The sequence below is a fragment of the Gilliamella sp. Pra-s60 genome, assembly GCF_009795755.1.
Classification (GTDB): Bacteria; Pseudomonadota; Gammaproteobacteria; order Enterobacterales; family Orbaceae; genus Gilliamella.
Map to the genome: position 1 here is coordinate 141,718 of NZ_WTFA01000004.1, position 23,086 is coordinate 164,803.

Annotated in this window: 20 protein-coding genes; 14 read left to right on the top strand and 6 right to left on the bottom strand. The window is 34.3% G+C overall.

Annotated features, from left to right (window positions below):
- Positions 1-254: 254 nt before the first annotated feature.
- Positions 255-1,025 carry an IS1 family transposase gene (locus tag GQ596_RS04990; protein ID WP_160400578.1) on the bottom strand — a complete coding sequence of 257 codons (771 nt, stop codon included), beginning with the start codon at positions 1,023-1,025 and terminating at the stop codon, positions 255-257.
- Positions 1,026-1,300: 275 nt separating this feature from the next.
- Positions 1,301-2,311, bottom strand: a complete 1,011-nt coding sequence (hemB, locus tag GQ596_RS04995) for a porphobilinogen synthase (protein WP_160400579.1) — start codon at positions 2,309-2,311, stop codon at positions 1,301-1,303.
- A 183-nt stretch (positions 2,312-2,494) separates the two neighbouring features.
- On the opposite strand from hemB, the gene rpsU reads away from it, so the two are divergent.
- The 13 genes from rpsU (at position 2,495) to ribD (ending at position 18,041) form a co-directional block, all read left to right on the top strand.
- On the top strand, positions 2,495-2,710 hold the full coding sequence (rpsU, locus tag GQ596_RS05000; protein WP_091346553.1) for a 30S ribosomal protein S21: 216 nt from the start codon (positions 2,495-2,497) through the stop codon (positions 2,708-2,710).
- Positions 2,711-2,854: 144 nt separating this feature from the next.
- On the top strand, positions 2,855-4,636 hold the full coding sequence (gene dnaG, locus GQ596_RS05005; protein ID WP_160400580.1) for a DNA primase: 1,782 nt from the start codon (positions 2,855-2,857) through the stop codon (positions 4,634-4,636).
- An 81-nt stretch (positions 4,637-4,717) separates the two neighbouring features.
- Positions 4,718-6,559 carry an RNA polymerase sigma factor RpoD gene (gene rpoD, locus GQ596_RS05010; RefSeq protein WP_160400581.1) on the top strand — a complete coding sequence of 614 codons (1,842 nt, stop codon included), beginning with the start codon at positions 4,718-4,720 and terminating at the stop codon, positions 6,557-6,559.
- Between the two features lie 60 nt (positions 6,560-6,619).
- Positions 6,620-7,591: a bile acid:sodium symporter family protein gene (locus tag GQ596_RS05015; RefSeq protein WP_160400582.1), complete on the top strand. Its 972-nt coding sequence runs from the start codon at positions 6,620-6,622 to the stop codon at positions 7,589-7,591.
- 68 nt (positions 7,592-7,659) lie between these two features.
- Entirely contained in the window at positions 7,660-9,174 is a 1,515-nt protein-coding gene (gene pitA, locus GQ596_RS05020; RefSeq protein WP_160400583.1) for an inorganic phosphate transporter PitA, read from the top strand.
- Positions 9,175-9,238: 64 nt separating this feature from the next.
- Positions 9,239-9,691 carry a universal stress protein UspA gene (uspA, locus tag GQ596_RS05025; protein WP_160400584.1) on the top strand — a complete coding sequence of 151 codons (453 nt, stop codon included), beginning with the start codon at positions 9,239-9,241 and terminating at the stop codon, positions 9,689-9,691.
- Positions 9,692-9,842: 151 nt separating this feature from the next.
- Positions 9,843-10,613, top strand: a complete 771-nt coding sequence (locus GQ596_RS05030) for an SDR family oxidoreductase (protein ID WP_160400585.1) — start codon at positions 9,843-9,845, stop codon at positions 10,611-10,613.
- Between the two features lie 142 nt (positions 10,614-10,755).
- Positions 10,756-11,085: a hypothetical protein gene (locus tag GQ596_RS05035; protein ID WP_160400586.1), complete on the top strand. Its 330-nt coding sequence runs from the start codon at positions 10,756-10,758 to the stop codon at positions 11,083-11,085.
- A gap of 359 nt (positions 11,086-11,444) precedes the next feature.
- Entirely contained in the window at positions 11,445-13,901 is a 2,457-nt protein-coding gene (thrA, locus tag GQ596_RS05040; RefSeq protein ID WP_160400587.1) for a bifunctional aspartate kinase/homoserine dehydrogenase I, read from the top strand.
- Positions 13,902-14,840, top strand: coding sequence for a homoserine kinase (gene thrB, locus GQ596_RS05045; protein WP_160400588.1), 939 nt, complete (start codon positions 13,902-13,904; stop codon positions 14,838-14,840).
- A 110-nt stretch (positions 14,841-14,950) separates the two neighbouring features.
- Complete coding sequence (thrC, locus tag GQ596_RS05050) at positions 14,951-16,240, top strand: threonine synthase (RefSeq protein WP_160400589.1); 1,290 nt, start codon at positions 14,951-14,953, stop codon at positions 16,238-16,240.
- Between the two features lie 200 nt (positions 16,241-16,440).
- The gene (gene nrdR / locus GQ596_RS05055; protein ID WP_160400590.1) at positions 16,441-16,893 is read left to right on the top strand and encodes a transcriptional regulator NrdR; all 453 of its coding nucleotides are present in this window, start codon (positions 16,441-16,443) and stop codon (positions 16,891-16,893) included.
- Positions 16,894-16,907: 14 nt separating this feature from the next.
- Entirely contained in the window at positions 16,908-18,041 is a 1,134-nt protein-coding gene (gene ribD, locus GQ596_RS05060) for a bifunctional diaminohydroxyphosphoribosylaminopyrimidine deaminase/5-amino-6-(5-phosphoribosylamino)uracil reductase RibD (RefSeq protein WP_160400591.1), read from the top strand.
- A gap of 169 nt (positions 18,042-18,210) precedes the next feature.
- Here the strand turns inward: ribD and GQ596_RS05065 are convergent, their stop codons facing one another.
- From GQ596_RS05065 to GQ596_RS05080, 4 genes are read right to left on the bottom strand one after another with little or no spacing between them, the layout of a single operon-like run.
- Positions 18,211-18,648, bottom strand: a complete 438-nt coding sequence (locus tag GQ596_RS05065; RefSeq protein ID WP_160400592.1) for a PTS sugar transporter subunit IIA — start codon at positions 18,646-18,648, stop codon at positions 18,211-18,213.
- A gap of 56 nt (positions 18,649-18,704) precedes the next feature.
- Positions 18,705-20,120, bottom strand: coding sequence for a PTS fructose transporter subunit IIC (locus GQ596_RS05070; protein ID WP_160400593.1), 1,416 nt, complete (start codon positions 20,118-20,120; stop codon positions 18,705-18,707).
- Positions 20,121-20,131: 11 nt separating this feature from the next.
- A complete protein-coding gene (pfkB, locus tag GQ596_RS05075; protein ID WP_160400639.1) occupies positions 20,132-21,052 on the bottom strand; it encodes a 1-phosphofructokinase in 921 nt (306 codons plus the stop codon).
- 11 nt (positions 21,053-21,063) lie between these two features.
- Positions 21,064-21,918: a tagatose bisphosphate family class II aldolase gene (locus GQ596_RS05080; protein ID WP_160400594.1), complete on the bottom strand. Its 855-nt coding sequence runs from the start codon at positions 21,916-21,918 to the stop codon at positions 21,064-21,066.
- Positions 21,919-22,263: 345 nt separating this feature from the next.
- Between GQ596_RS05080 and GQ596_RS05085 the strand changes: the two genes are divergently transcribed.
- Positions 22,264-23,085, top strand: a complete 822-nt coding sequence (locus tag GQ596_RS05085; protein WP_160400595.1) for a DeoR/GlpR family DNA-binding transcription regulator — start codon at positions 22,264-22,266, stop codon at positions 23,083-23,085.
- Position 23,086: the final 1 nt, after the last annotated feature.

The following is a 23,086-nucleotide window of genomic DNA, read 5'->3' on the forward strand; positions in this document are numbered from 1 at the left end:
CATAATTAGCAACATAACCTTTAGTGTTATAGTTAATTAGTTTATTTGATGAGATGCTCGTTATTTTTTGCCGTTTAATTAATTTATTATTCGGTAATGGCTCTGGTTCAGTATGAAAAAGGTACTATTAATAACTGTTGTTGGTAATTGAGAGGACGATTGTTCTGCTGTTTTTTTATTCTCACAACCACTAGTTAATAATGTACCATTAGTGGCTCATTTTAAAAATAATAATAAAGCGTTAAATTGAGTAATTATTGATTTTGACACCAAATAGCAAGTGCTTCACAGTGCCAATATTTCATCATGTCACACCAAGCTGAACGCCATTTACGTACTGTATCATTATGTAAATTAAGTAATTTTGCTATTTGCGAATTATTCTTACCCCAAACAAGTAGATCGATGAATTGTAACCATAATTCAGGTTTGGGAATACGGTTTAAGCGAGTATTGCTTACAATATTAAAACTATGTCTACAGCGTTTACAACGATAACAAGTTCTAGATCCAACTTTAGTTGTTTCGTTGGAGTGACAATATATGCAGGTTGGATTTTGTTCATTTAGTAAAGTAGTAACTTTTAGTTTTATCGTTTTATATTGTTCTGCTAAAGTGGGAATTAATATAGCTTGTTTTTGTTGTGTATACCACTTATGCAATGATGGATAATAAGTTTGAAGATAATTAATTATAGCTCGTTCTCGGCGCATTACTTTTTCGAATGAGATTTGAAGATTTTTAGCAATATTGGGATAACTAATATTTTTTATACGACTAGTAAATATCATTTCTAACCAACTAAATGGAGCTAGACGATTAAATGGTGTATTAGTTGAAACAGTAAAATATTTATGACAGCCTTTGCAACGATATGTTTTAGTCGGTTTTGAACGAATGATATAAAATTCTGTTTTTTTGCAAAATGGACAAGATTCAGCATGTTGCGATGTTATCTTTTTTAGTTCATGATGAAAAGCTTTAAATTCGTCATGTAATTCGTTTGGTACGAGTTCATAAATCATTTCTTATTTCCTTATTGCTTATTCTTGTAAATATTATCAGTTCGTTACATAAACATATAGCTGCCTAGAACTTTTTACCTATTTTACTTAAAACGTATTTTTAGCATTATGTTAATTTGTTGTTATTTTTATTTTGGGAATAATTAATGAGAAAATAAGATTGCTAATGTTAAAAATAGTTTGTATAGAAATTAAACCCCTCTTAGAGTAGGGGGCTGCTTGTTTAGGTAAAATCTTTAAAAAAAGATCCTTGTTATTTTTAATAAATACTGTTGTTATTGCTGATGTAGCCATTCAGCGACTTGTTTGGCAAAATAAGTTAAAACACCATCGGCGCCTGCACGTTTAAAACTGAGTAAAGACTCCATAATAGCTGATTTTTCATCTAACCATCCATTTTGGATTGCCGCTGTTAACATGGCGTATTCACCAGAAACTTGATAAGCAAAAGTAGGGACGGCAAAGGTTTCCTTGACTTTTTGCACAATATCAAGATAAGGCATGCCGGGCTTAACCATGACCATATCGGCTCCTTCGCTTAAATCTTGATAGATTTCTTGTAATGCTTCATTACTATTTGCAGGGTCGAGCTGGTAGGTTTTTTTGTTTCCACCTTTTATATTTGGGGCTGAACCAACGGCATCACGGAATGGGCCATAAAAACAAGATGCATACTTGGCCGAATAAGCCATGATTTGAGTATTAGCAAATCCTTGTTTTTCTAGCTCATTACGTATTGCACCAATGCGTCCATCCATCATATCGCTTGGCGCAATAATGTCTGCGCCTGCTTCCGCTTGCATTAATGCCTGTTTAACTAACGTTTCAACAGAGGTGTCATTTTGTACATAGCCTTGTTCGTCAATAATGCCGTCTTGTCCATGTGTAGTATAAGGGTCTAGTGCAACATCAGTTAGTATTCCCAGCTCTGGAAATTCTTTTTTTAGTGCGCGAATCGCTTTTGGTACCAAGCCATTTTTGTTATACGCTTCTTGTGCAAGTGGTGTTTTTTTTGTCGATTCTATCGCTGGAAATAATGAAAGAACAGGAATTCCTAATTTAGCTACTTGTTCTGCTTCTTTTAATAGTATATCAATACTTATTCTATTAACGTTTGGCATTGAAGTTACAGGTTCTGTAATATTATTTCCTTCAACAATAAAAACTGGATAAATTAGATCGTTAACTGTTAAGCTGTGCTCTGCAACCATACGTCGGCTAAATTCATGAGTACGATTACGGCGTAAACGACGATTGGGATATAGTCCAGTTATTAATGATGGCATGAAAGACTCCTGATTATTTTTATAGGTTTTATGTATTATCTGATGCTATATGTCGATTAGCAAATTAATTTGCTTTCTTACAATAATTCTATTTTTTACTTTACAAGATATATTGATTAGAGGTAAAATTGCGCACTAATTTTAGTCCCTTGTGATATTAAACAAATTTGAGGTGAGAGGCACATGCCAGTAATTAAAGTACGTGAAAATGAACCTTTCGATGTAGCGCTACGTCGTTTTAAACGTTCTTGCGAAAAAGCAGGAGTTTTAGCTGAAGTTCGTAACCGTGAATTTTACGAAAAACCAACAACTGTTCGTAAACGCGCAAAAGCAGCTGCAGTTAAACGTCATGCTAAAAAATTAGAAAGAGAAAACGCGCGTCGTACTCGTCTATACTAATATTTTGGATATTATTTATACTGAAAACTAAAATTGATATTAAAAATCAATTTATTATTTTTTTAATATAAAGAATTCTAACAAGCCGTATTTTTGATACGGCTTGTTTTATTTTTATAACACCAAAATTGGTTAGAATTTATCATGAAAGGCCATATTCCTCGCGATTTTACTTTAGATTTGATAGCTCGCACAAATATTCTTGATGTGATCGGCAAACGTGTAAAAATGAAAAAAAAGGGGAATAATTATTTTGGTTGTTGCCCTTTTCATGATGAAAAAACCGCTTCTTTTTCATTAAGTGAAAAAAAACAAATTTATTATTGCTTTGGTTGTGGCGCATCTGGTTCGGTAGTGAATTTTTTGATGCAATACGAGCATTTATCTTTTCCTGAAGCAATTGAAGAATTAGCTAGTATGCAGGGGATTAGAGTCCCTTATATAGACGCGGAGAATAATCAAATCGATCAATCTAAAAAGATTGAATCTCGAAATTTCCGTCGTGATTTATATACATTAATGGCTAAAATAACTAATTTTTACCAACAACAATTATCTCTACCTACTTCAACCGAAGCTCGTAAATATCTTGAACAGCGAGGGTTGAATTCTGAAATTATTACCAGATATAAGATCGGTTTTGCACCTAATGAGTGGCGAATGACATCACAAAATGTGGTTAAAAGTTATTCTGAAACAGTGCTTTATGAACGTGCTGGCATGTTGGTTACTACTGATAATGGTAATCGATATGATCGCTTTCGGGGCCGGATTATGTTTCCTATTCGTGATAGGCAAGGCAATGTGATTGCATTTGGTGGGCGAACTATTATTAATGATTCAGCTAAATATATTAATTCTCCTGAAACACCGATTTTTCATAAAGGATTTCAGTTGTATGGTCTTTATGAAGCACAAGAAATTAATCGTAATCCTCAGCAATTGATAGTTGTTGAAGGCTATATGGATGTGGTTTCACTTGCTCAATATGGTATTGATTATGCCGTTGCAGCTTTAGGTACGGCAACATCTGAAGAGCATATTAAATTATTATTTAGAGCAACAGATTCAGTAATATTTTGTTATGACGGCGATAATGCTGGACGAAGTGCCGCTTGGCGAGCACTTAATGTTTTATTGCCTTGTTTGATAGACGGTAAGAAAATTGCTTTCGCATTTTTGCCACAAGATGAAGATCCAGATAGTCTTGTTCGTAAAATTGGTAAAGATGGTTTTGAAGATTATTTAAGCGAAGCATCAAATTTATCAAAATTCTTATTTGATGAAATTTTGAAACAGGTTGACTTAAAAACGGCTGAAGGAAAAGCTAAATTGAGCTCTTTAGCTCTACCATTACTTGATCAAATTAATGCAAAAGTTTTTAGATTAAATTTGTTACAACAACTTGGAAATTATTTAGGCTTACTTGATGTGTCTCAACTAGAACAATTAATGCATGAAAATCGAGCTAAAGGTGAACAGAAAGTAAATGAAAAAGCGCCTGTATCACAAATTAAATTAACTACGATGCGTGTTTTAATTGGTTTATTACTTCAATATCCTAATCTTGCTGAGCAAGTTTCTGATATTAATGTGATTCGTCAAGTGAAAATGGCTGGTATAGAGATCTTTATTGAATTACTTGAATTATGTCAACGTTACCCTAATATAACGACAGCACAAATATTAACAGAATGTATAGATAGACCGTTTTATAAACAGCTAAATCGTTTGTCAACGTGGGATTGTCATTATCAAGATGATGAAATAGACTCAATTTTTTCACATACTTTAAAAGAGTTATATGATAATATACTGGCCCAAAGGCAAGATGAACTGATCGCAAAAGAGAGAGTCTCCGGCTTAAGTACCGTAGAGAAAAAAGAATTGGCGACCTTAATACTTGTTTTATCAAAAAAAGACTAAATATATAGGGTATATGTGGATTCCAGATAGTGTTCTACATATATGATATAGATGACTAAATAACTAAAGTGGATACCTTTTATGGAGCAAAATTCTCAATCACAGTTAAAACTCCTTATCATCCGAGGCAAGGAGCTAGGATACTTGACCTATGCTGATGTCAACGATCACTTACCGGAAGAGATTATTGATTCAGATCAGATTGAAGATATTATCCAAATGATCAATGATATGGGGATTCAAGTTCTTGAAGAAGCCCCTGATTCTGATGAGTTATTACTTTCAGATAATGTCCCTGATGAAGAAGCCGTTGAGGCAGCAACAGCATTAGTATTATCTAATGTTGAGTCAGAAATTGGTAGAACAACCGATCCTGTTCGTATGTACATGCGTGAAATGGGTGCCGTTGAACTGTTGACTCGCGAAGGCGAAATCGATATTGCTAAACGTATTGAAGATGGTATTAATCAGGTTCAAACTTCAGTATCAGAATATCCTGAGGCTATTACTTACCTTTTAGAGCAATATAATTTAATTGAAAGTGGACAAGTCCGTTTATCTGATTTGATCACTGGTTTTGTTGATCCTAATGCCGAAGAAGTCGCTGAGGAATTGCCGGAAGATTTAGATGTTAGTGATCCTGAAATTGAAATTGATGATAGTGACGATGAAAGTGAAGATGAAGAAAGTGATTCTTCAACCGATGACGATGTTTCTATTGATCCTGAAGTTGCGAAAGCTAAATTTGCTGAATTAAAGGTGCAACACGATAAAACTTCTGAAGCGATTAAAAAATATGGCCGAGCTCATAAAAAAGCGCAAAAAGAGATCGAAAATCTATCAGAGATCTTTAAACAATTTCGTTTAGTTGCCAAACAGTTTGATATTCTTGTCAATAACATGAGATGCATGATGGATCGTGTTAGAACTCATGAACGTGCGATTATGAAAATTTGTGTTGAACGATGCAAAATGCCGAAAAAACAGTTTATGACTTATTTTACCAGTAATGAAAATAACATGAATTGGTATAAGAAAGCGTTAACTTCAAAAAATGCATTTGCGGCTAATTTGAAAGATTTTGATAATGAAATTGAAGCTCAAGTTAATTTGTTGCAACAAATAGAAACCGAAACGAATCTTTCTATTGAGCAAATTAAAGATATCAATCGACGTATGTCTATTGGTGAAGCTAAAGCACGCCGAGCCAAGAAAGAGATGGTTGAGGCTAACTTACGACTTGTTATTTCGATTGCTAAAAAATATACCAATCGTGGATTACAATTTTTAGATCTTATCCAAGAAGGCAATATCGGTTTGATGAAAGCTGTTGATAAGTTTGAGTATCGTCGTGGTTATAAATTCTCAACTTATGCAACTTGGTGGATTAGGCAAGCTATTACGCGTTCAATTGCTGACCAAGCTAGAACAATTCGTATTCCGGTACATATGATTGAAACAATTAATAAGTTAAATCGTATTTCACGTCAAATGCTACAAGAAATTGGACGTGAACCAACACCAGAAGAGTTGTCTGAGCGTATGCAAATGCCAGAAGATAAAATTCGTAAGGTACTTAAAATTGCTAAAGAACCAATTTCAATGGAAACGCCAGTTGGTGATGATGAAGATTCACATTTAGGTGATTTTATTGAAGATACTGCACTTGAACAACCGTTAGATGCCGCAACTTCTGAGAGCTTACGTAGTGCTACGCGTGATATTTTATCAGGATTAACACCAAGAGAAGCAAAAGTGTTACGTATGCGATTTGGTATTGATATGAATACCGACCATACACTGGAAGAAGTTGGTAAACAATTTGATGTAACTCGTGAGCGTATTCGTCAGATTGAAGCTAAGGCATTACGAAAATTACGTCATCCAAGCCGTTCCGATGTGCTTCGTAGCTTTTTAGAATAAATTTTATCATTTGTATATCGCCACTTTTGTGGCGTTTTTTTTACTAAAGATTCTAAAAATATGAATATACTACAACGTTTTAAGATCGATCCATTCTTGTTGGTACTCATTTGTGTTGTGGTTACAGCTAGTTTGTTTCCTTGTAAGGGGCAAGCTAAAGTTATTTTTGAATATCTCACAACATTTGCTATTGGCTTATTATTCTTTATGCATGGTGCTAAGCTTTCTTTTCAGGCGATTGTTATTGGTATAAAAAATTGGCGATTACATTTGGTTATTTTTACAACTACTTTTGTTATTTTCCCGATTCTTGGAATAATGATGCAAGTGTTGGTTCCCAATTTTTTACCGAAAAACCTTTATTTAGGTTTTGTTTATCTTTGTATATTGCCTGCAACGGTTCAATCAGCTATAGCGTTTACCTCAATAGCGAAAGGCAATGTGGCAGCTGCTATTTGTAGTGCTTCAGCATCAACGTTATTAGGCGTATTTATTTCTCCAATTTTAGTTGGCTTATTAATGAGTACTGAATCTTCTAGTTCCATGAATATGCTAGATGCAATTGCTTCTATCATGTTGAAACTAATGTTGCCATTTGTACTTGGTCACTTATCAAGGCGCTTTATAGGTCAATGGGTGGATAAATATAAACGTATTATCTCTAAGACTGATCGCCTTTCGATTCTATTGGTTGTCTATGTTGCTTTTAGTGATGCTGTTGCAAATGGCATTTGGACGCAGATTAGTTTGTTATCGCTTTTAGAAATTATTTTTTATTCCATTGTACTATTAACTATTGTTTTATTAATAACTACTTATGGTTCAAGATTACTCGGTTTTAATAAAGAAGATGAAATCACGATTGTGTTCTGTGGTTCAAAAAAGAGCTTAGCTAGTGGTATTCCCATGGCTAGTGTTATCTTTCCTATGTCGGTAATGGGTATAATGATCCTACCTTTAATGATATTTCATCAAGTGCAATTAATGGTTTGTGCAGTGTTAGCTACACATTATGCAAAACGAAAAATGTAAAATTTGTTTTGCTCATTACCTTATTCTCAAGGATAATAGGGACTCTATTAACAACAGAAAGATTTATTATGTTACATCTATTTGCTGAATTAGAATTCTCGACCATTATATTATTGGGATTTGCGTTGTTTTTTGTTCTCTTTTATGAAGCCATTAATGGATTTCATGATACTGCTAATGCTGTTGCTACCGTAATTTATACAAGAGCACTAAAAGAACAACTTGCTGTTTTTATGGCCGGTATGTTTAACTTTTTTGGTGTATTACTTGGTGGGTTGAGTGTTGCTTATGCCATCGTTCATCTATTGCCTACTGATTTATTACTTAATGTCAGCTCAACTCATGGACTGGCTATGGTCTTTTCTATTCTATTTGCTGCAATCATTTGGAATTTAGGAACTTGGTATGTTGGTATTCCCGCATCAAGCTCACACACATTAATTGGTTCAATTATAGGGGTGGCTCTTGCTAACGCATTTATTATGGATACTTCGATAATAAATGCCCTCAATATTCCCAAAATGATTCAAATCTTTTTGTCATTAATTATTTCTCCTGTGGTTGGTCTTGTAATTGCTGGGTTGATGATTTTTTTATTGCGAAAATACTGGACTCGTAAAAGCCAAAGTAAAAAAAGCAGTAAAAAGCGAGAACGCATCTTTATGACACCGGAACAACGTGAAAAACTCTATGGTAAGAAGAAACCTCCTTTTTGGATTCGCATTATGCTTATTATCTCAGCTGCAGGCGTAAGTTTTTCACATGGTGCTAATGACGGTCAAAAAGGTATTGGTCTCTTAATGTTAGTATTAATGGGGATTGCTCCTGCAGGTTTTATCGTTAATATGAACGCTTCGACTTATGACATTACTAACACGCGTAATGCTGTCCATGCTATTCAAGAATACTTTGTAGAGCATAATGATGATCTAACAGAGGTAATTGGTAAACAACCTGTATTAGATACCAATATTGTTTTAGATGACTTAAATAAATATCATTGTGATTATTCACATTCGTTTACCACCCTAGGTATTGCTAATCATTTATTTAATAAAATAAATGATTATGATTCACTAACGGTTGAGCAACGTTCGCAAGCCCGACGCATTTTACTTTGTTTATCTGATACTGTATCGCATGTGGCTAAACAGCCCAATGTGTCTTCAGAAGATAAGCAGTATTTAAAATCTTTGAAGGGTGATTTACTTAAAACCGTTGAGTATGCACCAATTTGGATTATTATTGCGGTTGCTTCAGCGTTAGCTGTTGGGACAATGATTGGTTGGCGCCGTGTGGCTATAACTATTGGTGAAAAAATTGGTAAAAAAGGGATGACTTATGCGCAAGGGGTATCAGCGCAAATCACAACGGCCTTATCAATTGGGATTGCAAGTTATACGGGGATGCCTGTATCTACAACTCAAGTGCTTTCGTCATCAGTTGCCGGAACAATGATCGTTGATGGTGGCGGAGTACAAAGTAAAACCATTAAAAATATTGCGTTAACATGGGTTTTAACACTCCCAATTTCGATTTTGTTATCTGGATCGCTTTTTTGGCTTGCTCAAAAATTAATTTAGTAGTAAAAGTAGGGTACTGGTTTTAATTTACTTGAGCGTTAAAAATAGGAAGGAGAAAAGTATCATGGCTTATAAACATATATTAGTCGCAGTTGATTTGTCACCTGAAAGTGAAGTACTTGTAGAAAAAGCCGTTTCTATGGCCAGACCATATAATGCTCAAATATCATTGATTCATGTTGGTATTAATTATTCAGATCTTTACACCGGTTTAGTTGATATCAATATGAATGATATGAAAGATCGAATCACTGAAGATGCTCATCTTGCATTGAATAACTTAGCAAATGATGCAGGCTATCCTATTGCTCATACTCTTTCGGGTAATGGGGAATTTGACCAAGTGTTAATTGAAGCCATTCACGAATATAACATTGATTTAGTTGTATGTGGTCATCATCAGGATTTTTGGAGTAAATTAATGTCTTCCGCTCGTCAACTTATCAATAATACTCATATCGATACTTTGATTGTTCCGTTAAAAGATGATGAACCTGTGGAAGAAGCTGCTAAATGAAGTATTCAATACAAACCCGCTTAATTAGCGGGTTTTTTATAAGTATTTTATAAATAAGTTTGTAAAAATTTTCAGGAAAGTATGTGTTTAAGTATATTTTTATTTACTATTTTCTAGTTTATGTAAATACACTTAAATTGTTATTTAGCCAATGAGGAGATTTAATGTGAATATTGCTTTAGTTACTGGTGCATCTTCTGGCTTTGGGGAAGCTATTTGTCGTAAGCTTATAGCTGATGGTTATAAAGTTGTTGGCGTAGCTAGACGTGCAGATAAACTACAAAATCTTGCAGATGATTTAGGTTCTAATTTTTTGTCATTACCATTAGATATAACTAAAAAAGATGCAGTGAGCTCCATTTTGTTACAATTACCTAAAGAATTCCAAACAATTGATATTTTGATTAATAACGCTGGTTTAGCTTTAGGTTTAGATCCAGCTTATGAAGCAGATTACAGCGATTGGGTAACAATGATTGATACTAATATTATTGGGTTAGTAAATCTAACTCGACAAATTTTACCTCAGATGGTTGAGCGTAATTTAGGTTATATTATTAATCTTGGTTCTGTTGCAGGTACTTATGCCTATAAAGGTGGAAATGTTTATGGTGCATCTAAAGCCTTTGTTAAACAGTTTAGTGCTAATTTGCGTACAGATTTATTAGGAAAAAAAGTGCGTGTCACCAATATTGAACCTGGATTATGTGGTGGTACAGAGTTTTCCAATATTCGTTTTCATGGTGATAATCAGAAAGCGGCAGCGGTTTATCAAGGTGTAGCGTTTATTACCCCAGAAGATATTGCTAATACTGTTTCATGGTTAATTAATACACCGGAACATTTCAATGTCAATTCAATTGAAATAATGCCTGTTGCACAAGCTCCGGCTGGATTGTCTGTTTGTAAAGAAGTTGACTAATAACATACCCATTGGCATTGTGTTTTGCATGTATATTTTTATTAAAAATTAAAAAAATTTGTTTAGTAAACAAAATAGGCTTGCACTTCTGTGAATGGGTTGCTATTCTTTCTTCTTGTAATTTTGATTGAGGTTTATGGCAATGACATTTTCTGAAGTAACGAAAACATTTGCGACTAGTTTGCCGGGTACAGATAGTTATGTAAAACTACGAAAGGCAATGAGAGCACTAATTCAAGAAGACCCAAAAAATGCTTCGGTTTATTTTTTGATTTTTGGATTTGCTCGTACATATGTTATGTTATATGAAGATCAAGAAGTATCACCTCAATTTGCCGAGGATAATCAAAAATTGATGTTATCGTATCTCAATATCTTAGATGAAGCTCTAAAAAAACAAGATGCTCAAAGCATATATCAAGCATTAAACAAAGTTGTCAATGAGTACGAAAATAGTAAAAAGGTTTTTTAAAATTACAGCCTGACATGAAAATGTCGGGCTGTTTTGTTTATAGTTTCAGGGAAAAATTTTTAGGAAAAATAATGATTATTTCAATCCATATGACAAATATTATTGGCACCTTAGGTACTATTACGCAATCTAGGGCGGGGTGATTTTTCCAAAAAATATTCAAAAACCCGCCTAAGAAAGGCGGGTTTTTTTGTTATATGTAAAAATTTATATAAAAAATAAATGTAGCTAGAAAATAAAATTACAACTAACGTTATAACGCTAAAAGGTTTTCTTAATACCTATCGACATAACAAGGTCGAATAAACTGTATTTTGAATCATAATGGGCATAAATTAAGATAATAAGTAAGGTGTGATATGAAAGTTTTAAAATTTGGAGGAACCTCTGTTGCTAATGCAGAACGTTTTTTACGAGTGGCAGAAATCATTGAAAATAATGCTAAACAAGAGCAAACAGCTACTGTTTTATCGGCACCTGCTAAAATTACCAACCATTTAGTTGCTATGGTTGAAAAAACAGTCGCTAAGCAAGATATAAAAAGTAATATTTATGATGCTGAAAAAATATTTGCCGATCTATTAGCTGGTATTGCAAAAGTGCAACCGAATTTCGCTTATGAAGAAATGAAACGTTTTGCATTAAATGAATTAAATAATGTAAAGCAATTACTTGAAGGCGTTGCTTTACTCGGTCAATGTCCTGATAGTATTAATGCGTCAATTATTTGCCGTGGAGAAAAACTATCAATTGCCATTATGCAAGAACTTCTTAAAGCAAAAGGTCACACCATCACGGTAATCGATCCTGTTGCGATGCTTATTGCAGAAGGTGATTATTTAGAATCGACTGTTGATATACCACAGTCAACACACAGAATTGCTGAAATGAATATTCCACAAGATAATTTTATCTTAATGCCAGGTTTTACTGCCGGTAATGAAAAAGGTGAATTAGTTGTACTTGGACGTAATGGTTCTGATTATTCAGCAGCTGTGCTTGCGGCATGTTTAAGAGCAAATAGTTGCGAAATTTGGACTGATGTTGATGGTGTTTATACTTGTGATCCTCGTATTGTGCCAGATGCTAAATTACTAAAAACGATGTCTTATCAAGAGGCGATGGAACTTTCATATTTTGGTGCAAAAGTACTTCATCCAAGAACTATCTTACCTATTGCTCAATTTCAAATCCCTTGTTTAATTAAAAATACGAATAACCCTGATGCACCAGGAACACTTATTGGTGCGAATGTTGTTGATTCAACCACTCCAGTAAAAGGTATCACTAATTTAAATAATATGGCAATGATAAACGTATCAGGTCCGGGTTTAAAAGGTATGGTTGGTATGTCGGCACGTGTTTTTTCTGCGATGTCTTATGCTGGTATTTCAGTTGTACTTATTACTCAATCATCATCCGAATACAGCATTAGTTTTTGTGTGCCACAAACCGAACTTTATCGAGCAGAAGAGGCTTTGAGCGATGAGTTTTATTTAGAATTAAAAGATGGATTACTTGAACCAATCGAAGTTATAGAAAAGCTTGCTATTATTTCTGTTGTTGGTGATGGTATGCGGACACTACGTGGTTTATCTGCTAATTTCTTTACAGCATTAGCCAGAGCTAATATTAATATTGTTGCTATAGCACAAGGTTCATCTGAACGTTCAATTTCGGTCGTTGTTGATAATGATGTTGCAGTTATGGGTGTACGTGTTGCCCATCAAATGTTGTTTGGTACCGATAAAATGCTAGATGTTTTTGTTATTGGCGTTGGTGGTGTTGGTGGAGCACTTATTGATCAAATTGGACGTCAACAAAAATGGCTTAAAAATAAACAAATTGATTTACGAGTGTGTGGCTTGTTTAACTCTAAACACAGCATAACCAATCGAGACGGCATTGATCTTAGTCATTGGCGTGACCAAATTAAGCAGAGTGAAATGAATTATTCTTTAGATAGCATTATCGAATTTGCTAAAAATAATAGACTACTTAATCCAATTTTGGTGGATTGTACTTCAAGTAGTGAAGTATCTAACAAATATGCAGATTTTTTAGCTAACGGTTTTCATGTGGTTACGCCAAATAAAAAAGCTAATACTAGTTCAATGGCTTATTATTTACGCTTACGTCAAGAAGCGGAAAAAAGTAAGCGTAAATTCCAATATGATACTAATGTAGGGGCAGGGTTACCAGTAATTGAAAATCTTCAAAATCTACTTAATGCAGGTGATGAATTAATCAAGTTTTCGGGAATTTTGTCGGGATCGCTTTCTTTTATATTTGGTAAACTTGATGAGGGCATGTTACTGTCTGAAGCAACTAAATTGGCTAAAGAGAAAGGTTTTACTGAACCTGATCCTCGTGATGACTTATCAGGCACCGATGTTGCTAGGAAATTGTTAATTTTAGCACGGGAAGCAGGATTGCAATTAGAACTTGATCAAATCAATGTCGAATCGGTTTTACCTGCTGAGTATGCCCGAGGTAGCATCGATGAGTTTATGGCTAAATTACCGCAGCTAGATGCAGAATTTAAAGTAAAATCTGAACAGGCAGCAAAAGAAGGTAAAGTATTACGTTATGTGGGTAGTATAGAAAACCATCAATGTAGTGTTAAAATTGAAGCTGTTGATAGTGAAGATCCTCTTTATAAAATTAAAAATGGTGAAAATGCCTTAGCTTTTTATACTCGTTATTACCAACCTATTCCACTTGTATTACGTGGTTATGGGGCGGGTAATGATGTTACTGCAGCTGGCGTTTTTGCTGATATTTTACGAACAACATCAGGCAAAATCGGAGGTTAAATGTTCCATAAATCTTTAACTGTTTATGCTCCTGCATCCATGGCTAATATTAGCGTTGGTTTTGATATATTAGGGGCAGCAATTAGCCCGATTAGTGGAGCTATGCTTGGTGACTGTATTACAGTTGAATCTGCTAACGAATTTTCTCTTACTTGCAAAGGTAAATTTGTTCAAAAACTACCAAGTGATCCAAAATACAATATTGTATTTCAATGTTGGCAGCGATTTTGTCAAGCAATAGGTAAAGCTTTACCTGTCCATATGACACTAGAGAAAAACATGCCCATTGGTTCCGGTTTAGGTTCAAGTGCCTGTTCTGTAGTTGGTGCATTAGTTGCTTTGAATGAATTTTTTGATAAGCCTTTAAATGAATTTGAAATGCTTTTTATAATGGGCGAACTTGAGGGGCGTATTTCAGGTAGTGTGCATTACGATAATGTTGCGCCTTGCTATTTAGGCGGTATGCAACTTATCCTTGATGAAATGGATATAATCAGCCAACCAATTCCTCATTTTGAAGATTGGTATTGGATTATGGCATATCCCGGTATAAAAGTATCAACGGCTGAAGCTCGTGCAATTTTACCCGCTTTGTACCAAAAATCAGATTGTGTTGCTCATGGGCGATATGTTGGTGGATTTATTCATGCTTGCTATACCAAACAACCAAAATTGGCAGCATCAATGTTGTGTGACAATATTGCTGAACCTTATCGTAAACAGCTATTACCTAATTTTGATGAAACACAAAAACGAGTTAAGCAACTTGGCGCTTTGTCATCGGGTATTTCGGGATCAGGGCCAACAATGTTTGTGATTGCTGATAAACTTGAAACAGCTGAGCAAATTGAATTATTACTTAAAAAATATTATTTGCAAAATGATGAAGGTTTTACTCATATTTGTAAAATTGATACTCAAGGTGCAAGAGTTATTTAGGTTTTTTATTATAAAAATAGGTCTAAAACTAGAAAAACGCCAACTTTTATTGATTAAACTGATATCAGTAAGATTACATAATTAAAGCATAAAGATAATTGGAACATATTATGAAATTATATAATTTAAAAGATCATTCAGAGCAAGTTAGCTTTGCACAAGCAGTTCAACAAGGATTAGGAAGAGGGCAAGGCTTATTTTTCCCTCAAGAATTGCCTAAGTTTTCATTAGTTGAAATTGAGTCGTTATTAAAACTTGATTTTATTACTCGTAGCGCCAAAATCTTATCTGCTTTTATTGGTGATGAGATTAGCAGTAATGATATGTATAGACTTGTTAAAAATGCATTTCAATTTCCAGCCCCAGTAGCCTCAGTAGAAGCGGATATTGGTTCATTAGAGTTATATCATGGACCAACATTAGCATTTAAAGACTTTGGTGGACGCTTTATGGCACAAGCGTTAGTGCAGGTCGCTGCTGATAAAAAAATTACTATTTTGACAGCTACTTCTGGTGATACTGGTGCGGCCGTTGCTCACGCGTTTTATCATTTACCAAATATTCGCGTCGTGATTTTATATCCAGAAGGTAAAATTAGTCCATTACAAGAAAAGTTATTTTGTACTTTGGGTGATAATATTCATACAATCGCTATTCAAAGTGACTTTGATGCTTGCCAAGCACTAGTTAAGAAAGCATTTGATGATGATGAATTAAAAACTAAAATTGGCTTAAATTCTGCTAACTCAATTAATATTAGCCGATTATTAGCACAAGTTTGTTACTATTTTGAAGCTTTTGCACAACTAACATCAACCCAACGTGAACAGTTGGTTATTTCTGTGCCGAGTGGTAATTTTGGCGACTTAACAGCAGGTCTACTAGCGAAAACAATGGGATTACCTATTAAACGCTTTATTGCCGCAACGAATGCCAATGATACAGTACCTCGTTATTTAGAAACTGGTAAGTGGGAACCTCACGCAACCATTGCAACATTATCGAATGCAATGGATGTAAGCCAGCCAAATAATTGGCCCCGTATTGAAGAGATTTATAAGCGCGAGGGATGGGCTCTTAAATCACTTGGTCATGCTACTGTTTCTGATGAAGTTGCTAAGCAGACTGTTTGTGAACTTTATCAAAAAGGTTACTTATCTGAACCTCATGGTGCAATTGCTTATCGTGCACTGCGTGAACAGTTACAAGAGGGTGAATATGGACTATTTTTAGGTACGGCACATCCAGCAAAATTTAAAGAAGTTGTTGAAGATATTCTAGGTAAATCTGTTCCACTTCCTGAAGGGTTAGCAGAACGGTCTGATATGACGTTACTTTCTCATCATATGCCTGATGATTTTGCTAAATTAAGGGATTTTCTCATTAAATTAAATTGGTAAGTATTTTATGCCATCAGATAGGTGGCTAAATATTTAATAAAACGAACTGAATTTATTAAATTCTTAATGACTAGTAAATTTTCATCATTATATATTTTATACCATCGATGACAAAACTAACATTACAATAATTAGACCCTTGTTTAAATCAAAATTTTCGGATATTGTAATGATTATTTTGTTACCGTAAGGATACATTTATGCACTGTCCTTTTTGCAATGCAGATGATACAAAGGTGATTGATTCACGTCTTGTCGGTGAAGGATTTCAAGTTCGTCGTAGACGACAATGTGTTGAATGTAATGAAAGATTTACTACATTTGAAGCAGCTGAATTGATTATGCCTAATGTCGTTAAAAGTAATAAAGTTCGCGAACCATTCAATGAAGATAAATTACGTAATGGTATGAAAAGGGCTCTTGAAAAACGCCCGGTTAGTTTTGATGCCATTGAAGATGCAATTACACGTATAAAATCTAAACTAAGAGCAACAGGTGAACGTGAGATCCCAGCCAAATTAATTGGTGATTATGTGATTGAAGAACTAAAAAACCTAGACAAAATTGCGTATATCCGTTTTGCTTCAGTCTATTTTAGCTTTGATGACATTGAACAATTTAGTAATGAAATTGCTAAGTTACAACAAAAATAGCCATCCAGATAATAATGATACATAATAACGATCATTTTTACATGCAACAAGCGATTGAGCTAGCTAAGCTTGGTCGTTTTACAACATCTCCTAATCCTAACGTTGGTTGTGTGATTGTAAAAGATAATAAAATTATTGGTCACGGTTATCATCAAAAAGCTGGTGAGCCTCATGCCGAAATTTATGCATTACAAATGGCTGGTGAAAATGCTAAAGGTGCAACGGCTTATGTAACACTAGAACCGTGTAGCCATTTTGGTCGAACGCCGCCATGTGCTGATGCGCTTATTGAAGCCGGTGTTACACGTGTGGTTATTGCTATGCAAGATCCTAATCCTAATGTTGCAGGTAATGGTATTAAGCGGTTGAAAGAAGCTGGAATAGATGTCATGATTGGCGTTTTAACTGAGCAAGCCGAAGCGATTAATAAAGGCTTTTTAAAACGTATGCGGACGGGTTTGCCATATGTACAACTTAAACTCGCTACGTCTCTTGATGGTAAAGTTGCCATGGCATCAGGTGAAAGCAAATGGATAACCTCAAGCGTGGCAAGGCAAGATGTACAACAATTTAGAGCACAAGCAAGTTGTATTTTAAGTACTTGTACCACCGTGCAAGCTGATAATGCAAGTTTAACAGTTAGATATCATCAGTTACCTGATGAAATAAAAAAAATCTACCTACCAGAAAAAATCCGACAACCTATTCGTGTCATTATTGACAGTCAAGATCGGTTAATGGGTAGCGAAAATATTTTCAATCAGCCAGGTGATACATGGGTAGTACGAAAAAAAAATAGCTTTATTGCAAAGCAAAACACCAAATTAATTATAGAGCCATCTAGTTGTAAAAAAATAGATTTATCTAAATTGTTTGTACTATTAGCTGAAAAACAAATAAATTCGGTTTGGGTTGAAGCTGGTGCTCATCTTGCAGGAGCATTGATAGAGCAAGATTTAGTGGATGAATTGATTATTTATTACGCACCCAAATTACTTGGTCATAATGCGTTAGATATGTGTATATTGCCGAATCTGAAAAGGCTTTCATTTGCACCACAATTTCATTTTGAATCGATTGCTATGGTGGGAGATGATTTACGAGTGGTTTTAAAAAGAAAGCGATTTTCCACTTTGGTAAACAATTAATAATTTTTTCAATAACATTTAAAACTAAATATTGAGTAATAATTTATCCTGTATGTATCAAAACAAATTTTACTTAAACTATTACGTAGTTAGCCAGTGTTAGATTCGCTTTCAATAGCCGTGTAAAATCCCATGAGTATAAACGAGGTTACTTACGGGATTATTAATACTAACTACCTTGAAGAATTGCTAATAAATCCTCAGGAGTTTTAACTGCGTGAATTCTTGTTAGCGTATCTTCAGCAATCACTGCTTGGGTTAGTTGACGTAAAATATCTAAATGTTCATTGGCTTTTGCAGCAATACCAATGACAACATAAGCTATATTATTATCTTCGTCCCAATTGATTCCTTCAGGATAGTATATGACTTTGATTCCAGTTTGGATAACACTATCACGTTTTTCCGTTGTGCCGTGTGGAATGGCGATTCCGTTACCTAAAAAAGTCGAAATTTGTTTATCACGATCAAACATTGCTTGGGTATAGTCATCTTTGACCACTCCAGCTTGAATCATTTTTTCTGATACCTCTTTAATTGCTTCTTTTTTAGAATAGGATCCAGTTACGATTGAAATATCATGTACTGTCAAATTTAATGTGCTCATTTCTATTCCTTACTAAATTGAATATACCGAAATAAATCGGTATATTTCTTGATTGATTAAACTGATTTTTTGGCAACTAATTGTCGATTTTGATGAATACGTACTAAACCTAATAAAATAGCGCCAACTAGTGCTCCTACGAAGATACAGCCTACCCATAAAAATGGTTTATTAACCAATGGCAGAACCAAAAATCCTCCATGTGGTGCAGGCACTTGAATTTGACATATGAATGTCAATACTGATGCAATTGCAGAAGATAACATCATAATTGGAATTACTCGCAAAGGATCCTTAGCCGCAAATGGGATTGCACCTTCTGTAATATGTGTCGAACCTAAAACATAGTTAACAAGTCCTGCAGCACGTTCTTCTTCTGTGAAAGCTTTGCTGCGGAAAATAGTGGTAGAGAATGCGATAACAAAGGGTGGTACTATACAAGCAGCAGACACACCTGCCATGAAATAGAAATTTCCTTCACCTAACAACATAGTGCCAGTAACATACGCTGCTTTATTAACAGGACCACCAAAGTCAAACGAACACATTGCTCCAATAACAATGCCGAGTAAAACAGGATTTGCAGATTGTAATGATTCAAGGAAAGATTTCATTCCATTATTAATACTTGCAATTGGACCTCCAAGTAAAAACATACCTGCACCGATAACAAATACACCAATTAATGGCATAATAAAAATCGATTTAAGTCCTTCAAATGAACGAGGTAATCCATCTAACATTTTTTTGACATAAAGCATTAAATAGCCTGCTGCAAAACCAGCTATAATTCCGCCTAAAAATCCTGCACCGGTAATATTGGCAATTAAGCCACCAACAAAACCAGCCACCATGCCAGGTTTTCCGCCTATTGAATAGGCAATAAATCCAGTAAAGATTGGCACCATTATGCCAAATGCTTGCCCACCTATTTTCATTAACAATGCAGCAAATTCATTATATTGGGCATTATTAGGGTCGGCTGAATAGATTCCCCATAAAAATGATAAAGCAATTAGTACTCCACCAGCGACAACAAATGGTAGCATGTTTGACACACCATTCATTAAGTGTTTATAGATTTGGCGTCCAATCGATTCTTTTACTTCTACTTGTTTTGATGAAGCCGTATTATTAGTGCTATTTTGTGCTCCTTTACGAACAGAAACTGTACCTGACATAATTTTTTCGATTAGTGCTGTAGCTTTATGGATACCATCTTTAACGGATACTTCAATCACGGGTAAGCCATTAAAGCGATCTGGATTGACATCTTTATCTGCTGCAATAATAACGCCAAGTGCATTGACAATATCAGCATCCGTAATGGCATTATCAACGCCACTTGCACCATTGGTTTCCACTTTAATTTCGACTCCGGCCTTTTGAGCCGCTGATTTTAAGGCCTCTTCAGCCATATAGGTATGTGCAATACCGGTTGGGCAGCCTGTAACGGCTAATATTTTTTTCATAACAACCTCCTTTACTTGATTTGGGTAACCTCAAGTTGATCCATATAAATATTTATTTTATTTAGTAAACCTAATCCGTCTGATTCTGCAACGTTAGCACCTGTTGCTGAGGCTTTTTTTATGGCTTTTTCAATATGTTGGTGTTCAGGTAGCCATTCACTAAGAAAGGCAGCTAGTGACGCATCACCGGCACAAGCCGAGCTAATTAATTTTATTTTTACAGTATTGCAAAACCAAATATTTGTCCCATTAGAAAAGTAAAGCCCTTTATCGCCCATGGTTAATAAAATATTTCTCGCTCCTTGTGAGTGAATATTTTCTAGTGCAGCAATGACTTGTGATTTTGTTTTCGTTTCAAAGCCAAAAATTTCTTTTACTTCATCATCATTAGGTTTAATTAATAGTGGTTTATAGGAGAGTAAATCACTTAATTTGGGGTGACTAATATCAAGAATAACTTGAATATTTTTTTTGCTACATAAATTTAAAATAGTCTCGTAATATTCCGATTCAATATTATTTGGCAAGCTACCACTGATGACTAAATAACTATTATTAACCAGTGATTCAATAATAGTTAGCATTTCTGTTTTTTTATCATTAGGTATAAGCGGACCTTTACTGACTAATTTATATTCGTTTTCATTATCATTGATAAAAACATTAATACGCGTGATATCATCAATAAAACAGGGTTTTGTCTTGACCTGTATTTTCGTTAGTTCATCAATAATATATTTACCAGAAAATCCACCAAAAAATCCTAATGCACAGGTGGGGCTATCAAATTTATGCAATACGATTGAAACATTGACTCCTTTGCCATTCGGGCTATATTCAGTATGAGAGGTTCGATTAACTGCATTAGGGTTAAGTCCTTGACAATGAATATTCATATCGATTGCAGTGTTAAGTGTTAATGTATAGATCATCATTTTGGCCTCTATAATTTGCCTGCACATCCACATGTTGTAATAATTTTTTTGACAATATCTTTCATTGCGGCTTTTGCAGGTTTCATATAATGGCGGGGATCATTGGCATCGGGATGTTCAATAAAGTATTGTTTTAAGGCATCTGAAAATGCAATTTTTAATTCTGTCGCAACATTTACTTTACAAATTCCACGCTTAATACACTCACGCACGTCTTTCTCTGGAACACCCGAAGCGCCATGTAATACAAGAGGAATATCAACCATTGAGCGAATTTCTGATAGACGATCAAAATCTAGTTTCGGTTCTGATTTATAAAGGCCATGTGCTGTACCAATGGCGATAGCGAGGGAGTCAATTCCTGTTTTTTCAATAAAATCTACAGCTTGTTTTGGATTGGTATATAAAGCATCTTTATCATTAACGATTAAATCATCTTCAACACCACCAAGGCGACCTAATTCAGCTTCAACACTAACATCGTAACGATGAGCATATTCAACTACTTGTTTGACAATGGCGATATTTTCTTCATATGGAAAATGGGAGCCATCAATCATTACCGATCTTACTCCTGCATTAATTTTATTGATGATGTCGTTATATTCTTCGTGATGATCTAAATGAACAGCTAATGGAATGTTATGTTTTTTTGACAAAGCATTTGCTATAGCAAGTATATTTTCTGTTTCTGCATAACTGTATGTACCAGGTGTACCAGCCAAAATAACGGGCGATTGTAATTCTGTTGCTGTTTCAACAACGACCTGCATAGTTTCTAAGTTATGGATATTAAAGGCAGGCACAGCATAATATTCTTTTTGAGCCTTTTTCAGCATGTTATTACTTGAAATAATAGTCATATAACTTCTCCTTAATAATCTAATTCACTTTGTATTACGTTAATAACTTTTGTTTTGAAAATTATTTTCATTAATTATGATTTCAAAACGAAAGTTAAGCTAGTAATAATACCGTGAGTTAGATCACAAAAATTAATATTACTTTTAAAACGAAATAAAAAAGATTGATAAATTTTCGTTTTGATAGTTAACATGTATATATGAAACGCCGTGGGATAAAAAATGTTAATTATTAATGGTATGATTTATAATATAAAATTCTAATCATAGTTTGATGTTGACCTAATATATGATTAATTCTATTATCACTATCCTTAATTTTTATCTATGGCGTAGGAAATAAAATTGGCTAGAGCATCTTCAGGTTTATTAAAACGACGATTACAAATTGCAGAAATTGTTCGTAAGCAAGGTGAAGTTAAAGTTGATGAATTATCTGAATTGCTTCAGGTCTCAAATGTGACTATTCGTCAGGATTTAACTTATTTAGAACAGCAAGGATATTTAAAGCGTTCTTTTGGGGGGGCAATTTATGTTACCCCTGAAGGTGTGTTTAATCAGCTAAGTGTCAATACACCAAGTTATATACAAAGTAATAGTTGTGATATTGAATTAGTCAAAACCTGTTTAAGTTATATTAATGATGGCGATACATTGTTTTTAAACCATGGAAATTTGATAAGAAAGTTGATTCCGTTTTTACATTGCAAAAAATCATTAATACTTATTATGAATGACATTAGCAATGCACAATTAGCGAAAGAGTTTACCGATGCTGAAGTAGTGCTTGTAGGTGGAGCCATACTGGAAGGGAATCTTTTGTTAGATAACAAAATGATCAATTTTATTTTGAATCAATTTTCTATATCGCATTTTGTTATCGAATTAAGTTCAATCAATACTGATAATCAATTGATTATTGAAAGTTTAGAACAGGTTAGAATTTATCAACAAATAATGAAAAAAGCAGCACATACAATTGGCATATTACCACAACGTATTGTTCATAATAATGATAATCGTATTGGAAATTTAGTTGATATTGATATGATGATTTTATCAAGATCTGCTGTAACCGAGTACCATCAACAATTATTAGATGCTAATTTTGAGCAGCTTATTTCAAATAAATATTGTGTAACTTATCAAAATAAATTGGAGACATAAT

Bases quoted from the DNA above. Each gene is read 5' to 3' on its own strand.
- GQ596_RS04990 (WP_160400578.1), bottom strand. From the start codon at position 1,025: ATGATTTATGAACTCGTACCAAACGAATTACATGACGAATTTAAAGCT.
- hemB (WP_160400579.1), bottom strand. From the start codon at position 2,311: ATGCCATCATTAATAACTGGACTATATCCCAATCGTCGTTTACGCCGT.
- rpsU (WP_091346553.1), top strand. From the start codon at position 2,495: ATGCCAGTAATTAAAGTACGTGAAAATGAACCTTTCGATGTAGCGCTA.
- dnaG (WP_160400580.1), top strand. From the start codon at position 2,855: ATGAAAGGCCATATTCCTCGCGATTTTACTTTAGATTTGATAGCTCGC.
- rpoD (WP_160400581.1), top strand. From the start codon at position 4,718: ATGGAGCAAAATTCTCAATCACAGTTAAAACTCCTTATCATCCGAGGC.
- GQ596_RS05015 (WP_160400582.1), top strand. From the start codon at position 6,620: ATGAATATACTACAACGTTTTAAGATCGATCCATTCTTGTTGGTACTC.
- pitA (WP_160400583.1), top strand. From the start codon at position 7,660: ATGTTACATCTATTTGCTGAATTAGAATTCTCGACCATTATATTATTG.
- uspA (WP_160400584.1), top strand. From the start codon at position 9,239: ATGGCTTATAAACATATATTAGTCGCAGTTGATTTGTCACCTGAAAGT.
- GQ596_RS05030 (WP_160400585.1), top strand. From the start codon at position 9,843: ATGAGGAGATTTAATGTGAATATTGCTTTAGTTACTGGTGCATCTTCT.
- GQ596_RS05035 (WP_160400586.1), top strand. From the start codon at position 10,756: ATGACATTTTCTGAAGTAACGAAAACATTTGCGACTAGTTTGCCGGGT.
- thrA (WP_160400587.1), top strand. From the start codon at position 11,445: ATGAAAGTTTTAAAATTTGGAGGAACCTCTGTTGCTAATGCAGAACGT.
- thrB (WP_160400588.1), top strand. From the start codon at position 13,902: ATGTTCCATAAATCTTTAACTGTTTATGCTCCTGCATCCATGGCTAAT.
- thrC (WP_160400589.1), top strand. From the start codon at position 14,951: ATGAAATTATATAATTTAAAAGATCATTCAGAGCAAGTTAGCTTTGCA.
- nrdR (WP_160400590.1), top strand. From the start codon at position 16,441: ATGCACTGTCCTTTTTGCAATGCAGATGATACAAAGGTGATTGATTCA.
- ribD (WP_160400591.1), top strand. From the start codon at position 16,908: ATGATACATAATAACGATCATTTTTACATGCAACAAGCGATTGAGCTA.
- GQ596_RS05065 (WP_160400592.1), bottom strand. From the start codon at position 18,648: ATGAGCACATTAAATTTGACAGTACATGATATTTCAATCGTAACTGGA.
- GQ596_RS05070 (WP_160400593.1), bottom strand. From the start codon at position 20,120: ATGAAAAAAATATTAGCCGTTACAGGCTGCCCAACCGGTATTGCACAT.
- pfkB (WP_160400639.1), bottom strand. From the start codon at position 21,052: ATGATCTATACATTAACACTTAACACTGCAATCGATATGAATATTCAT.
- GQ596_RS05080 (WP_160400594.1), bottom strand. From the start codon at position 21,918: ATGACTATTATTTCAAGTAATAACATGCTGAAAAAGGCTCAAAAAGAA.